Source organism: Aquimarina celericrescens (genome assembly GCF_042682765.1).
Lineage (GTDB): Bacteria > Bacteroidota > Bacteroidia > Flavobacteriales > Flavobacteriaceae > Aquimarina > Aquimarina celericrescens.
Map to the genome: position 1 here is coordinate 102431 of NZ_JBHUHY010000017.1, position 13835 is coordinate 116265.

Here is a 13835-nt window from a genome sequence, read left to right on the forward strand (position 1 = left end):
AGTGACATTATGACATTAATTGAAAAATGGCAGTACTTTTGCTATTTCAAAATGAAAACTTATAAAAGGTACATGTTACATGAGTAAGAAAAATAAAAATACTGAAGATGTAAAAGATCAAGTAGAAGAAGTACTTGATACTCCTGTAGAAGAAACAGAGAAAGAAGAGATAGATGTAGAAACGCAACTCAAAGAAGAACTTCAGAAGGAAAAGGATAAATTCCTAAGACTTTTTGCTGAGTTTGAAAATTATAAAAAGCGTACTTCTAAAGAACGCGTAGAATTATTTAAGACAGCAAGTCAGGATGTAATACAGTCTATGTTACCTGTTCTAGACGATTTTGATCGTGCATCAAAAGAAATTGAGAAGTCCGAAGATAAAGATCTGATCAAAGGGGTTGAACTTATTCATAATAAGTTAAAAGAAACCTTAAAGAGTAAAGGATTAACAGAAGTTGAGGTTACGGCGGGAGATGCATTTAATGCTGACGATCATGAGGCGATAACTCAGATTCCTGCACCTAGTGAAGATCTAAAAGGAAAGATCGTAGATGTTATAGAAAAGGGTTATAAACTTGGGGACAAGGTTATTCGATTTCCTAAAGTAGTAACCGGACAATAATTAGGTATGAAGGAAGATTTTTACGACATATTAGGAGTGAGTAAGGGTGCCAGTGAAGCTGAAATTAAAAAAGCATATCGAAAGAAGGCAATCGAATACCACCCGGATAAAAACCCAGGAGATAAAACTGCTGAAGAAAAATTTAAAAAAGCTGCTGAAGCTTATGAAGTCTTAAGTGATCCCGATAAAAAAGCACGCTATGACCAGTTTGGACATCAGGCCTTTGAAGGAGGTGGCTTTGGTGGCGGTGGTATGAATATGGATGATATATTCAGCCAATTTGGAGATATCTTCGGAGGCGGTTTTGGCGGTTTCGGTGGCTTTGGTGGCGGTGGTAGACAACATCGTGTCAAGGGAAGCAACTTGCGAATTCGTGTAAAACTCACTTTAGAGGAGATCGCTAACGGAGTAGAGAAAAAGATCAAAGTAAAAAGAAAAATACAAGCGCAGGGAACTACCTATAAAACTTGTGGAACCTGTAACGGCACCGGGCAAGTAACTAGAATTACGAATACCATATTGGGTAGGATGCAGACCGCGACCACGTGTTCTACTTGTGGAGGAGCAGGGCAGTCGATTGATTATAGACCATCTGATGCAGATGCTCAAGGGCTTAAAGTGTCTGAAGAGACGGTAAGCATTAAAATTCCTGCGGGCGTAGAAGATGGTATGCAGCTTAAAGTAGCTGGAAAAGGTAATGAAGCCCCAGGCAATGGTGTGGCTGGAGATCTTTTAGTTGCTATTGAAGAACAAGACCATCCAGAACTGCAAAGAGAAGGTAATAATCTGCATTATGATTTATATATCAGTTTTTCTGAAGCTGCCTTAGGTGCCTCAAGAGAAATTGACACGGTATCCGGCAAAGTTCGTATTAAGATTGAAGAAGGTGTACAAAGTGGAAAAATCTTGAGATTAAGGGGAAAAGGTATTCCTAGTCTTAATGGTTATGGTAAAGGAGATCTTCTTGTTCATGTAAATGTATGGACGCCTAAGACCTTAAACAAAGAACAACGAGAATTTTTTGAAAAAATGGCTAAAGACGATCATTTTAGGCCAAGCCCTGATAGTGGAGATAAGTCATTTTTTGAGAAAGTAAAAGATATGTTTTCGTAAATAAAACTTATGGATATCTATCTTAGGAATCCTTAAGTTTTATTAACGTCTGATTAGGAAAAATTCGTATATTTGAAACATCACTAACATGTTAGTGATAATTTTTCTTTTTCATAGCAATTTTTTTCCCATCCTTAATACTTGTATTTAGGGTGGGTTTTGTTTTTAATATCAAGTCTTGATTTTTATTGTGCCTTAAAAGCATCCTGGACAGAAATATCAATTTTGAATATTAATTAGCATAAGTTTTTAAGTTTTCGTATCATTCAGGATTAAAATCAACTACAAATACATTTATTCTATTTATGGCTAATCTTTTAGAGGTACAGCAAGCCACAAAGCAATTTGGAGCCTTCACCGCATTGCAGGATGTATCCATTCAGGTACCAAAAGGAAGTATTTTTGGACTATTGGGCCCAAACGGTGCAGGTAAAACTACATTGATCAGGATTATCAATCAGATTACATTACCAGATAAAGGAAGTGTATACTTAGATGGTAAACCGCTTCGACCAGAACATATCAAAGATATTGGATATCTTCCTGAAGAAAGAGGATTGTACAAATCTATGAAAGTTGGTGAGCAAGCCTTGTATTTGGCTCAACTAAAAGGATTGAGCAAGAAGGAAGCCAAGGACCGATTAATGTATTGGTTTGATAAATTTGAGATTACCCATTGGTGGAATAAGAAAATCCAAGAACTCTCTAAAGGAATGGCCCAAAAAGTACAGTTTATTGTTACAGTACTACATAAGCCAAAACTTTTAATATTTGACGAACCATTTAGTGGTTTTGATCCTATAAATGCTACTGTTATTAAAGATGAAATATTACAGTTAAGAGAGGAAGGTGCCACAATAATATTTTCTACTCATCGTATGGAAAGTGTTGAAGAATTATGTGATCACATAGCATTAATCAATAAATCCAAAAAAATACTAGAGGGCAAAGTTTCAGATATTAAGAGAGAATTTAAATCAAATACTTTTGAAGTAGGGCTTTTGACTGATAACAATAACGGCTTATACAAAACCTTAAATGATAAGTATAGTGTTACTCACGCAGATTTTAAAACCATAGATGATCAGTTAAAGCTAAAAATAACGCTGGATCAGAACACTTCATCAAATCAATTGCTTACCTATCTCTCAGAAAAAGCTGAAATAATGAGATTTAATGAAGTAATACCTAGTATAAACGAGATATTTATCAAAACCATCACAGAAAATGAGTAACCTAAAATTAATAATTAAAAGAGAATTTATTGCTCGTGTTCGTAACAAAACATTTATGGTGATGACTTTTTTGAGTCCGTTAATCTTTGTTGGGATGATCTCCCTGATTACATGGTTGGCTACTTTAAATAATGAAGAGGTTCGTCAGGTTGCATTTTTTGATGAAACAGGATTATTTTTGTCTGATTTTAGGGATTCTGAGAATATAGATTATATCAACTATACCGATCTTACCCTCGAGAATGCTAAAGACTCAGTAGTGATCAAAAAAATGTACGGATTACTATATATTCCAAAAAAACAATCAAATAGAGAATTGGCAAAATCAGTACAGTTTTATGCAGAAGAAGCCCCCAATATTTCTATTCTTAATAACATAGAAGAAATAATAGCAAATAAGTTAACTAATCAAAATTTTGAAGAAAAAGGTTTAGATCTTAATATTATTGAAGACTCTAGAGCCAAAGTAAGTATACAAATTGAGAATTTCTCTGGAGAAAAAACTTCCAAAATGGCAAATTATGTAAAAATGTTTTTTGGAGGAGCTGCAGGATATTTTTTAATGATGTTCATTATTATTTATGGTAATATGGTGATGCGTTCTGTGATCGAAGAAAAATCAAATCGTATCATAGAGATTATAATTTCATCAGTAAAACCGTTACAGCTAATGATGGGTAAAATCCTGGGAACATCATTTGCAGGAATTTTGCAATTTATCATTTGGGTAACATTAGGAGCGGTATTATTATTAGTTGCGACTTCTGTTTTTGGAATTGACCCTCAATATGCTGGAGTTGAACAATCTATAGCTTTAGATGGTAATCAAGAAGAAATACAATTATTACTTCAGGATATTTTAAAACTTCCTTTAGGAACCTTGGTGTTTGCATTTTTGATCTATTTTATAGGAGGATATTTTTTGTATAGTTCAATATATGCAGCGATTGGCGCGGCAGTAGATAGCGAAACCGATTCTCAACAATTTATGCTACCCATTATTTTACCACTAATGTTAGGAATATACGTAGGCTTCTTTTCGGTCATAGAGAATCCTCATGGTACAGTTTCTACCGTATTTTCGATGATTCCCTTAACCTCACCCATTGTAATGTTAATGCGAATACCATTTGGTGTTCCTTGGTGGGAAGTATTAATTTCTATACTTCTATTAATAGGAAGTATTATATTTATGGTATGGCTGGCTGGAAAAATTTATAGAGTAGGAATACTCATGTACGGTAAAAAACCAAGCTACAAGGAGTTATTTAAGTGGTTAAGATATTAATATAATGATTCAAGAAGAAATTGCAGAACAAGTAAAAGAAGTGATCCAAGAAGATATTTGGGGTGCCATTAAAGATTTTCTTGAATATGAGATTTTTCATTTAGGCGAAAAAAAGCCTATAGTCCTTACTGTTGGATTATTACTGTTTGTCATAGTTGTCTTGATCGTTACTTCTGTGTTTCTAAGATTTTTGAAAAGAATCATAACACGTAAAATGGAAAACCAGGATAAGCAAAAATTTGAATCGGTTTTTTCATTTTCTAAGTATTTTGTCTATCTCATAGTGATATTTTTTGCTTTAGATAGTATAGGGTTCAATATTACTGGAGTCTTTGCGGCTTCGGCAGCTCTATTAGTTGGTGTTGGACTCGCCTTACAAACATTCATACAAGACATTTTATCTGGGATTTTTATATTTATGGATAAGACAGTTCATGTCGGTGATATCATAGAAATAGATGATAAAATAGGTAGAGTTGAAGAAATTAAATTGAGAACAACAAGAACGGTTACTATAGACAATAAGGTATTAATAATCCCAAATCATAAGTATTTAACATCTACGTTGTATAATTGGACTCAAAATGGTACACTTACGCGCGAATCTGTAAGTGTTGGAGTTGCTTACGGGAGTGATACCAAACTTGTTAAAGAATTATTGATCAAAGCTGCAGAGTCCAATAGTTATGTTTTAAAGAATCCTGCTCCTCTTGTGTTGTTTACCGATTTTGCCGATAGTTCTTTAAATTTTAAATTAGTATTCACGATTAGTGATAGTTTCATAGCCCATATACCTAAAAGTGAAATACGCTTTGAGATAGATCGATTATTCAGAGAAAATAAGGTACAAATTCCTTTTCCACAACGTGTGGTTACTTTGTTAAAAGAAAAAGAATAAATAGCACTATCAAAAAACTAAAAACATATACGCCCTACTTATGAGAAACAAAAACTTAATCTTTGTGTGTTTGTTTCTTTGTGTGTTTTGTAAATCAAGATCTCAAGTAACTGACTTAATTCGGGTTGAGTATGCGTACATTCCTCAAACAGATAGTGATAATACCTACAGTAGATTTCGTGTTTCAGCTAACTATCCTATCAAAATGGATGATGATGGAACGTATTTAGTTATTTCTCCTCAATATCGTTATAATGATTTAAGAATTAGGGATATGCTCCCGTTTGAAGAAGGTGGAGATTTAAATGTTTTTCAAACTTTTTCTTTGGAGATAGGATATACCTTCAAAATGAAAAATAATTGGCGATTTGGCGCAAAATTAGGAACCGGAATGTCCTCAAATTTTGAAGGCTCTGGTATAGAAAGTGATGATTTCAGATATACCACCTCTGTATTTTTTGTGAAGAGCTACAAAAGCTTACAAACTCCCATAACAGCAAGACTTATTATAGGGCTGCGATATTCAACACCGGCAAGTATTACGTTTCCATTACCAATAATTAATTACTTTAAGAGATTTCATCCTAGTTGGTCTTATTCTCTGGGAACTCCAAAAACGAGCATCAAATATTTTTTTAACGAAAAGAATACACTTCAAACTTTTGTGAGTTTAGACAGATTTTACGGTAATTTACAGAATAACAGAACATTTGTTGATCAAAACGGAGAAACCAAAGTTGCAGAAAATGCTTCAATGCTTAACATAGTGGGGGCACTAGGATACGAGTATTATTTTACGGAACACTTATTGTTCTATACGTATGCAGGATATACATTGAGTAATGAAATTCGCTTACGAGATAGTGATCAGGAAAATGTGTTGTCGATTAACGATGCAAATACATTTTACATTCGTAGCGGTATTAAACTAAAAATATAATGGCAAAAATATTAGTAATAGAAGACGAAGCAGCAATAAGAAGAGTGCTTGTTAAAATTTTATCAGAAGAAAATGACAAATACGAGGTTTCTGAAGCCGAAGATGGACTCTCGGGAATAGAAAAGATCAAAGCAGATGAGTTTGATCTCATACTTTGTGATATCAAAATGCCAAAAATGGACGGCGTAGAAGTACTGGAGGCTGTAAAAAAAATAAAACCCGAAATTCCAATTGTAATGATCTCTGGCCATGGAGACTTAGATACCGCAGTAAATACAATGCGATTGGGAGCCTTTGATTATATATCTAAACCACCAGATTTAAATCGTTTACTAAATACTGTACGCAATGCACTCGATCGAAAAGAATTAGTTGTAGAAAATAAGATGCTCAAAAAGAAAGTGTCTAAAAACTATGACATGATTGGTGAGTCTAAAGCGATTTCTGATATCAAAAATATTATTGAAAAAGTGGCGGCTACCGATGCGCGAGTTTTAATAACAGGGCCAAATGGAACCGGCAAAGAGTTGGTTGCACACTGGATTCATCAAAAAAGTGATCGCTCGTCTGGCCCTATGATAGAAGTAAATTGTGCAGCTATACCTGGAGAATTAATAGAAAGCGAACTTTTCGGACACGTAAAAGGAGCATTTACTTCTGCAAATAAAGATCGTGCCGGTAAATTTGAAGCAGCCAATGGCGGAACAATATTCCTAGATGAAATTGGTGATATGAGCCTTTCTGCGCAAGCAAAGGTATTAAGAGCCTTACAAGAAAATAAAATACAAAGGGTAGGTAGCGATAAGGATATTAAAGTTAACGTGAGAGTACTCGCAGCGACCAATAAGGATCTCAAAAAAGAAATTTCCGAGAATAGGTTTAGAGAGGATCTATACCATAGATTAGCAGTGATTTTGATTAAAGTACCTGCTCTTAATGAGAGACGAGAAGATATTCCCTTACTCATTGATTACTTTACAAAAAAAATTTCTGAAGAACAAGGATCACCTATCAAAACATTTTCGCCAAAAGCAATAAAACAATTACAACAATACGACTGGACCGGTAATATTAGAGAATTACGTAATGTTGTTGAACGCCTTATAATTCTGGGCGGGAAAGAGGTTAGCGAAGAAGATGTAAAGCTTTTTGCCGCCAAGTAAGGAAAATAAATATTCCTCGACAGATTTTTAGATATGTTCCAAATAATGAAGAGAGTCTTACTTGGTATAGCATTCTGGTGTAGTACTTATACCGCTTCTGCTCAATACGACCCTAGTGCTGTAAACTATGGATTGGTTGCTGTAAAGAGCTTTGGTTTAGAGAACGAAATTGCTGTAGGAGCTAGAATAGAATACGCATTTAATTGTTACACTACGTTCATGGGGGAATATAGCAGAACCTTTGCCATAAATGCAGAAGATGATTATGAGGGATTCAATGAATTTGCTCTGGGTGTAAACTTGATCATGTTTAATTGGTATCCAACGACTATAACTGCAGGTATAGGATATATGGGCAACAATTCTGATGAATTCGAACGTATTGAAAATGATGCTTTTCTTGGATTCAGAACCGGAAATTTTAATCATGGCGCACAAATAAAAATTAGGGCGCTACATCAGATATCGACTCCGGTACATATTTTCGCAGAACTTAATGTAAAGAGTTTAGGAAGAAGGTATGATACCTTCTTAGTTGGATTTAGCTATGATTTCAATGCCTGGTAATGCCAATTTTATCTTTTCACAAACCTAAAACTTTAGTATCTTTCGGGTGGTAACACAAATTGTATTATGAATAAGATACGTCACGAAGATTTTAAAGTTTCTGATCCTATAGAATTATCAAAAATCCCTACTACTTACAATTTAGACGCCAGCGAGAAAAAGATTGAAGATGAATTGGAAGAAGTTCGCGAAAAATTAGGTAAACTTCAGGATACTTTGTACGCCCACGGGAAATATGCTGTACTTGTTTGTCTACAGGGAATGGATACTTCAGGGAAGGATAGTTTAATCAGAGAAGTATTTAAAGATTTTAATACCCGGGGGATCATAGTTCATAGTTTTAAAGTGCCCACAGATCTTGAGCTTGGTCATGATTATCTGTGGAGGCATTATATTGCCTTGCCACAACGTGGTAAGTTTGGTGTCTTTAATAGAACACACTATGAGAATGTTTTGGTAACTCGCGTACATCCTGAATATATAATGAATGAGAATATTCCTCACGTTAATACTGTAGAAGATATTAATGACAAATTTTGGGATACTCGTTTTGAGCAGATCAAAAATTTTGAAAAGCACATCGCCCAAAATGGAACAATAATTTTTAAATTCTATTTACACCTGTCAAAAAATGAACAAAGAAATAGATTGCTGCGTAGACTGGAAAAGAAGGAAAAAAATTGGAAGTTCTCTGCAGGAGACCTTAAAGAGCGTAAGCTTTGGGGGAAATATCAAGATTGTTATCAGGATGCTATAAATAGAACATCTCTTTCTCATGCACCGTGGTATGTGATTCCGGCAGATGATAAACCTACCGCAAGATATATAGTTGCAAGAACATTATATGATACCTTAAAAGAATATGAAGATATACAAGAACCAGAACTAGACGAAAAGACTAAGGCAAATCTGGATTTGTATAAAAAACAATTAGAAAACGAATAGAAAATTGAAATAAAGTTGAATTTAAAACATATCATGTCAAAAAAAATAATCCCCATTCTTTTTGTAATTCTTTCTATGAATTGCTTTGCCCAAAACGATGCAAAAAAAGATGCTACAATACTCAAGAAATTATATGATACCTCTTTACTAAATGGTAAGAGCTACGCCTGGTTAGATTATTTGTCAAATCAGATTGGTGGACGTCTTTCTGGTTCGGTAAACGCGCAAAAAGCTGTAGAATGGGGTGAAAAAGAATTAAAAGAACTAGGTATCGATAAAGTTTGGTTACAATCAGTGATGGTCCCAAAATGGACTCGTGGAGTAACTGAATTTGCTTATATCGAAACCGAACCCGGTAGAACGACCAATGTGCCAATATGTGCATTAGGTGGATCTGTACCTACACCAATAGGTGGGATCAAAGCGCCAATTATAGAAGTAAAAGGAATTGAAGATCTGCGCAAATTGGGATCAGATCAGATTACAGGTAAGATAGTATTCTTTAACCGACCCATGCAAGCAGACTTGATTGAAACTTTTAAAGCTTACGGAGGCTGCGTAGACCAGCGATATTCTGGTGCGGCTGAAGCGGCTAATTTTGGAGCTGTGGGAGTAATCGTGCGCTCGATGAATTTACGATTAGATGATTTTCCTCATACGGGATCCATGAGCTATGGCGATTTACCTGACATGGATAAGATTCCTGCAGCTGCTATTAGTACCAATGGAGCAGATTTATTAAGTTCGATGCTTACATTAAATCCAAAAGTGAAGTTTCATATGAATATGAATTGTCGTACCTGGAAAGATGTAGAATCGTTTAATGTCATAGGAGAGATTACAGGTAGCGAATTCCCAAACGAATACATGGTAGTTGGCGGCCATCTGGATTCCTGGGATCTGGGCGATGGTTCTCATGATGATGGTGCCGGGATTGTACAGTCTATGGAAGTACTGCGGTTATTTAAAGAAATTGGATACAAACCCAAACGTTCTATACGGGTAGTATTGTTTATGAATGAAGAAAATGGCTTGAGAGGTGGAAAAAAATATGCAGAGGTTGCCAAAAATAAAGGTGAAAATCATGTATTCGCTTTAGAAAGTGATGCAGGAGGATTTACTCCTCGTGGATTCTCATTTGACTGTGATGATGTTAATTTTGAGCAAGTAGAAAGCTGGAAATCATTGTTTGAACCTTATCTGATACATTATTTTGCCAAAGGCGGAAGTGGGGCAGATATTGGTCCGCTAAAAAAAGACGGAATCGTACTCGCCGGACTGCGACCTGATTCTCAACGCTACTTTGATTACCACCATGCCAAAAACGATACGTTTGATGCCGTAAATAAGCGCGAACTTGAATTGGGAGCAGCGACCATGGCTAGTCTAGTATATCTTTTTGATAGTTATGGGGTGAAGTAATTTTCATAGGGGTGAAATTTAAAATTATAGATAAGCAAGCAGTATTCTTTATGAAAACTGCTAGTGTTTATGCATTAATCTTTGGTGCTACAATAGTTATAAATTCATTATTGAAAGAGGATAAAACTTTAAAGCTAGAATCCAAATTTGATTTACAAGTTTTTGATATCAAAAGAGAAAGAGGTTTTTTGACTTTGCAAGATAGTGTTGTTGTTTTTGGAGGCTGTAAATTAATTCCTGAGATTAGTAAAATGAAAATTCTTGAAAGCTATAAACTTATAGACACGATTTCTTATCAAAATTTTACATTGACTCTAAATGATGTTATACAGCCGTATCGGATTTTAAAGAAGCCTTCTAGTGATACTCTAATCGTATATCATTATCAGGATACCTTATATTTTAAATTAGATTTGATTAATGATGACTTTTTTAGTAGATATTGGTAAGACTCTTTCAAATATTTTAGAATTCGTATGAAACTTTAAAAACGAAAATCTTTAATCTAACGATCGATAATTTTTGAACAATACAATAATATTATACAAAGCTCAACCCACATTAGATAGCAACTCCAATACCTTAGCCAAAGGTTTAGCCAAAAAACAGATCACACTAACAAGCAAAACTTCCATCGCAAAAAACAGTTATATAAATTATAGCTGCAATTCCGATTAGGATATTTAAGATAGGCAGACTAACAAGGATAATAGCCAAATAGTTCTTTTTTTTAACAAACAAAATCCATGCAGCGATAATACTTATACAAGTGACAACCGGATAAGCGACCATACTTATGACCAAAATAATAGTGGGCAGACTGTCTTGAGACCCTGGACTGTCAAACATCATAGCAGACATCATGACCATAGGTAATGAGGGGAATATAAGGATTCCAAAAATAATACTGGCTACAATCAAATAAATTCTGCTGTTGTTTCTTTTTTTAATTTCTTGTTCAGCAATAGTAGTTTCAGACATGGTTTTGTAATAAACAACGTTAAATATACAATAAGAATATTTTAGTTTACTTGGGTTCTAATACCTTTGCGTCTTCAAAATCATAAAATGCTACAACAATACACCAAAGAATTTCAATATAACCTTAAACTTGCCGCTCCTGTGATGATGGGTATGATCGGGCATACACTTGTTGCTTTGGTAGATAATATCATGGTGGGGCAATTGGGTACTGCCGAACTGGCTGCTGTATCTTTAGGAAACAGTTTTATGTTTATAGCCATGTCCCTTGGGATAGGATTCTCGACCGCTATTACCCCTCTGGTTGCAGAGGCAGATGCAGAACATAATTTTAAGAACGGTAAATCTGTTTTCAAAAACGGACTTTTCTTATGTACTGCTCTGGGAGTTGTATTGTTTCTGGCCATTCTACTGGCAAAACCGTTAATGTATTTAATGAAGCAACCTGTCGAAGTGGTCGAATTGGCAATACCGTATCTTGATCTTGTAGCTTTTTCGTTAATACCTTTAATATGTTTTCAAGCCTTAAAACAGTTTTCTGATGGGCTGTCGATGACCCGATATCCAATGTATGCGACACTAATAGCCAATGTGGTTAATGTCATACTTAATTACTTGCTGATCTTTGGAAAGTTTGGATTTCCCGAAATGGGAATTGTAGGTGCAGCTGTTGGGACATTAGTCTCAAGGCTTACTATGGTTATATTTCTATGGTTTTTACTTAAAGGGAAGGAAAAGTCTAAAAAATATGTCACTCAAATTAAAATCTTTGTTATAGAAAGTAAAATGGTAAAAAAAATCATCGCATTAGGATTCCCTTCTGCATTGCAGATGTTTTTTGAAGTGGCCATCTTTACTGCGGCAATATGGTTATCAGGTATTCTGGGTAAAAATCCGCAAGCTGCTAATCAGATCGCGCTAAACCTTTCATCAATGACATTTATGGTTGCCATGGGATTAAGCGTAGCTGCTATGGTTCGAGTAGGAAATCAAAAAGGACTTCAGAAATTTACAGATTTAAGAAGAATTGCTATCTCTATCTTTTTATTAAGCTTTTTAATAGCTATTGTTTTTGCTCTGGTTTTTATAGTTTGTAATCAATTACTACCCAAAATATACCTGGATGTTGATGATGCAGACAACCTTATTGATAATACTGAAGTAATCAGCATTGCCGCCAAGCTTCTTATTATTGCTGCATTATTTCAAATATCAGATGCGATACAAGTGACTGTTTTGGGAGCCTTGCGAGGGCTTCAAGACGTAAAAATACCAACATTTATTACGTTTGTTGCATATTGGGTGGTAGGCTTTCCTATAAGCTACTATTTAGGCCTATATACCGCATATGAAAGTTCAGGTATCTGGATTGGCTTACTAGCAGGTCTAACCACTTCGGCATTGTTATTGTATTTCAGATTCAATAAGTTAACTAAAGATTTGATCAAAAAAGATTGAATTTTTTCAATAAAAACAGGAAAGAAATACGTTTTGCCTACTTGATACGTTTATTTGGTATTAACTAATAATTAACTATCTTTCCAAAAAAACAGAAATACAAAAATGAGAGTCCCAAATTCTAAATTTTGTCTACTGCTTATCGTTTTTACAGTAGCGATTATCCAAAGTGTTACAAGTCAAGACTTCGAACACAGCAGAACCCAAAATCTTATTCCAAATCCAAGTTTTGAAAATGTAAATACGACCATAAGACGTATTGATATGGAAATGCAGAATTTTGGGATTATGAAGGATTGGAAAGCTTCTATTAATACCCCTGATGCCTATCATCCTCAATTAGAACTAGTTAAATTTACCCATAGATCACCAAACTTTTTAAAACAATTTGGAACACAAGAACCTCGAACAGGAGAAGGAAAAGTAGGAATGTATATCGCAGGAGGAGCTTATAAAGAAGGAGTGACTGTAAAATTGAAACGTCCTTTGGGAGCAGGGAAATATTATTATTTTCACATGTATGTTTCACTTGGTGAAGGGATTTCTAATTCCTGTACTTCTTCGATAGGATCGTATTTCAGTGCCAGAGACCCTAAAATAACCCTAACCTCAAAGCTCCAATTAAATATAGCCTCTTCTAAGATGGTGTGTGATACCAAAGGATGGGTTAAAGTTTGTGGAGTATATCGTGCCAAAGGAACCGAAAAATATATTTCATTAGGATATTTTTCTGATAGCCCCAGAGGGAAATCTGTTAAAGGTGGTAAATACGATACAGGATATTATTTTGTAGATGATGTATTGCTTATGGAAATGAGAGATCCTAAAAATCTGGTAGCCGGTCAGGTGTGCAATATGGCACTTGATTTTTCGCCAATTGAGTTTTTGGTAGGAGAGAGTGAGGCATATACAGAGATTCAAAAAGCATTGGATTCTTACATCCAGTATGTAACCATATTTAAAGTAAATTCGGTAAAAATAATTGGTCATGCTGACGATGCAGGTTCTACCTTTGAAAATGAAATCATGTCTGCTATGAGAGCTAGTAACGTAAAGCAATATATGATCGAAAAGGGTGTAGATGAATCTCTAATAGAGATCGTTGCTGCCGGGGATACATCTCCTGTAGTTACTACCGGTTCTGATTTGGATCCAGATTCTAATAATAGAGTAGAAATTAAAATCGACTAACCTCATATTTTT

General features: G+C 34.9%; 14 protein-coding genes. 13 read left to right on the forward strand and 1 reads right to left on the reverse strand.

Translation table 11 applies throughout. The features are described 5' to 3' along the window. The first annotated feature begins 79 nt into the window (after positions 1 to 79). The 11 genes from ACFSJT_RS17105 to ACFSJT_RS17155 all read left to right on the forward strand — a co-directional run bounded on the left by ACFSJT_RS17105 (position 80) and on the right by ACFSJT_RS17155 (position 10642). Positions 80 to 622, forward strand: a complete 543-nt coding sequence (locus ACFSJT_RS17105) for a nucleotide exchange factor GrpE (protein WP_378321559.1) — start codon at positions 80 to 82, stop codon at positions 620 to 622. 6 nt (positions 623 to 628) lie between these two features. Further along, the gene (dnaJ, locus tag ACFSJT_RS17110; RefSeq protein WP_378321560.1) at positions 629 to 1735 is read left to right on the forward strand and encodes a molecular chaperone DnaJ; all 1107 of its coding nucleotides are present in this window, start codon (positions 629 to 631) and stop codon (positions 1733 to 1735) included. A 305-nt stretch (positions 1736 to 2040) separates the two neighbouring features. Further along, positions 2041 to 2970 carry an ABC transporter ATP-binding protein gene (locus tag ACFSJT_RS17115; protein ID WP_378321561.1) on the forward strand — a complete coding sequence of 310 codons (930 nt, stop codon included), beginning with the start codon at positions 2041 to 2043 and terminating at the stop codon, positions 2968 to 2970. After that, entirely contained in the window at positions 2963 to 4258 is a 1296-nt protein-coding gene (locus tag ACFSJT_RS17120; protein ID WP_378321562.1) for an ABC transporter permease, read from the forward strand. Before ACFSJT_RS17115 ends, ACFSJT_RS17120 begins: the two co-directional genes overlap by 8 nt. A gap of 4 nt (positions 4259 to 4262) precedes the next feature. Then, complete coding sequence (locus tag ACFSJT_RS17125) at positions 4263 to 5156, forward strand: mechanosensitive ion channel family protein (RefSeq protein WP_378321563.1); 894 nt, start codon at positions 4263 to 4265, stop codon at positions 5154 to 5156. 40 nt (positions 5157 to 5196) lie between these two features. Further along, entirely contained in the window at positions 5197 to 6096 is a 900-nt protein-coding gene (locus tag ACFSJT_RS17130; protein WP_378321564.1) for a DUF6268 family outer membrane beta-barrel protein, read from the forward strand. Further along, on the forward strand, positions 6096 to 7259 hold the full coding sequence (locus ACFSJT_RS17135; RefSeq protein WP_378321565.1) for a sigma-54-dependent transcriptional regulator: 1164 nt from the start codon (positions 6096 to 6098) through the stop codon (positions 7257 to 7259). The genes ACFSJT_RS17130 and ACFSJT_RS17135 overlap by 1 nt, the downstream gene beginning before the upstream one ends. 45 nt (positions 7260 to 7304) lie before the next feature. Beyond that, complete coding sequence (locus tag ACFSJT_RS17140; RefSeq protein ID WP_378321566.1) at positions 7305 to 7826, forward strand: hypothetical protein; 522 nt, start codon at positions 7305 to 7307, stop codon at positions 7824 to 7826. A 66-nt stretch (positions 7827 to 7892) separates the two neighbouring features. Continuing rightward, positions 7893 to 8771, forward strand: a complete 879-nt coding sequence (locus tag ACFSJT_RS17145) for a PPK2 family polyphosphate kinase (protein ID WP_378321567.1) — start codon at positions 7893 to 7895, stop codon at positions 8769 to 8771. A 75-nt stretch (positions 8772 to 8846) separates the two neighbouring features. Then, entirely contained in the window at positions 8847 to 10193 is a 1347-nt protein-coding gene (locus ACFSJT_RS17150; RefSeq protein WP_378321697.1) for a M20/M25/M40 family metallo-hydrolase, read from the forward strand. A gap of 50 nt (positions 10194 to 10243) precedes the next feature. Further along, a complete protein-coding gene (locus ACFSJT_RS17155) occupies positions 10244 to 10642 on the forward strand; it encodes a hypothetical protein (protein WP_378321568.1) in 399 nt (132 codons plus the stop codon). Positions 10643 to 10808: 166 nt separating this feature from the next. On the opposite strand, the gene ACFSJT_RS17160 is transcribed toward ACFSJT_RS17155, so the two are convergent. Next, entirely contained in the window at positions 10809 to 11174 is a 366-nt protein-coding gene (locus ACFSJT_RS17160; RefSeq protein ID WP_378321569.1) for a hypothetical protein, read from the reverse strand. An 87-nt stretch (positions 11175 to 11261) separates the two neighbouring features. Between ACFSJT_RS17160 and ACFSJT_RS17165 the strand changes: the two genes are divergently transcribed. Together ACFSJT_RS17165 and ACFSJT_RS17170 are read left to right on the forward strand one after the other, a co-directional pair. Then, the gene (locus tag ACFSJT_RS17165; protein ID WP_378321570.1) at positions 11262 to 12632 is read left to right on the forward strand and encodes an MATE family efflux transporter; all 1371 of its coding nucleotides are present in this window, start codon (positions 11262 to 11264) and stop codon (positions 12630 to 12632) included. Positions 12633 to 12737: 105 nt separating this feature from the next. Next, entirely contained in the window at positions 12738 to 13823 is a 1086-nt protein-coding gene (locus ACFSJT_RS17170) for an OmpA family protein (RefSeq protein ID WP_378321571.1), read from the forward strand. The last annotated feature ends 12 nt before the right edge of the window (positions 13824 to 13835 follow it).

Coding starts and splice junctions, on each gene's coding strand:
- ACFSJT_RS17165 (WP_378321570.1), top strand. CDS start 11,262: ATGCTACAACAATACACCAAAGAATTTCAATATAACCTTAAACTTGCC.
- ACFSJT_RS17105 (WP_378321559.1), top strand. CDS start 80: ATGAGTAAGAAAAATAAAAATACTGAAGATGTAAAAGATCAAGTAGAA.
- ACFSJT_RS17155 (WP_378321568.1), top strand. CDS start 10,244: ATGAAAACTGCTAGTGTTTATGCATTAATCTTTGGTGCTACAATAGTT.
- ACFSJT_RS17120 (WP_378321562.1), top strand. CDS start 2,963: ATGAGTAACCTAAAATTAATAATTAAAAGAGAATTTATTGCTCGTGTT.
- ACFSJT_RS17130 (WP_378321564.1), top strand. CDS start 5,197: ATGAGAAACAAAAACTTAATCTTTGTGTGTTTGTTTCTTTGTGTGTTT.
- ACFSJT_RS17140 (WP_378321566.1), top strand. CDS start 7,305: ATGAAGAGAGTCTTACTTGGTATAGCATTCTGGTGTAGTACTTATACC.
- ACFSJT_RS17150 (WP_378321697.1), top strand. CDS start 8,847: ATGAATTGCTTTGCCCAAAACGATGCAAAAAAAGATGCTACAATACTC.
- ACFSJT_RS17115 (WP_378321561.1), top strand. CDS start 2,041: ATGGCTAATCTTTTAGAGGTACAGCAAGCCACAAAGCAATTTGGAGCC.
- ACFSJT_RS17145 (WP_378321567.1), top strand. CDS start 7,893: ATGAATAAGATACGTCACGAAGATTTTAAAGTTTCTGATCCTATAGAA.
- ACFSJT_RS17160 (WP_378321569.1), bottom strand. CDS start 11,174: ATGTCTGAAACTACTATTGCTGAACAAGAAATTAAAAAAAGAAACAAC.
- ACFSJT_RS17125 (WP_378321563.1), top strand. CDS start 4,263: ATGATTCAAGAAGAAATTGCAGAACAAGTAAAAGAAGTGATCCAAGAA.
- ACFSJT_RS17135 (WP_378321565.1), top strand. CDS start 6,096: ATGGCAAAAATATTAGTAATAGAAGACGAAGCAGCAATAAGAAGAGTG.
- ACFSJT_RS17170 (WP_378321571.1), top strand. CDS start 12,738: ATGAGAGTCCCAAATTCTAAATTTTGTCTACTGCTTATCGTTTTTACA.
- dnaJ (WP_378321560.1), top strand. CDS start 629: ATGAAGGAAGATTTTTACGACATATTAGGAGTGAGTAAGGGTGCCAGT.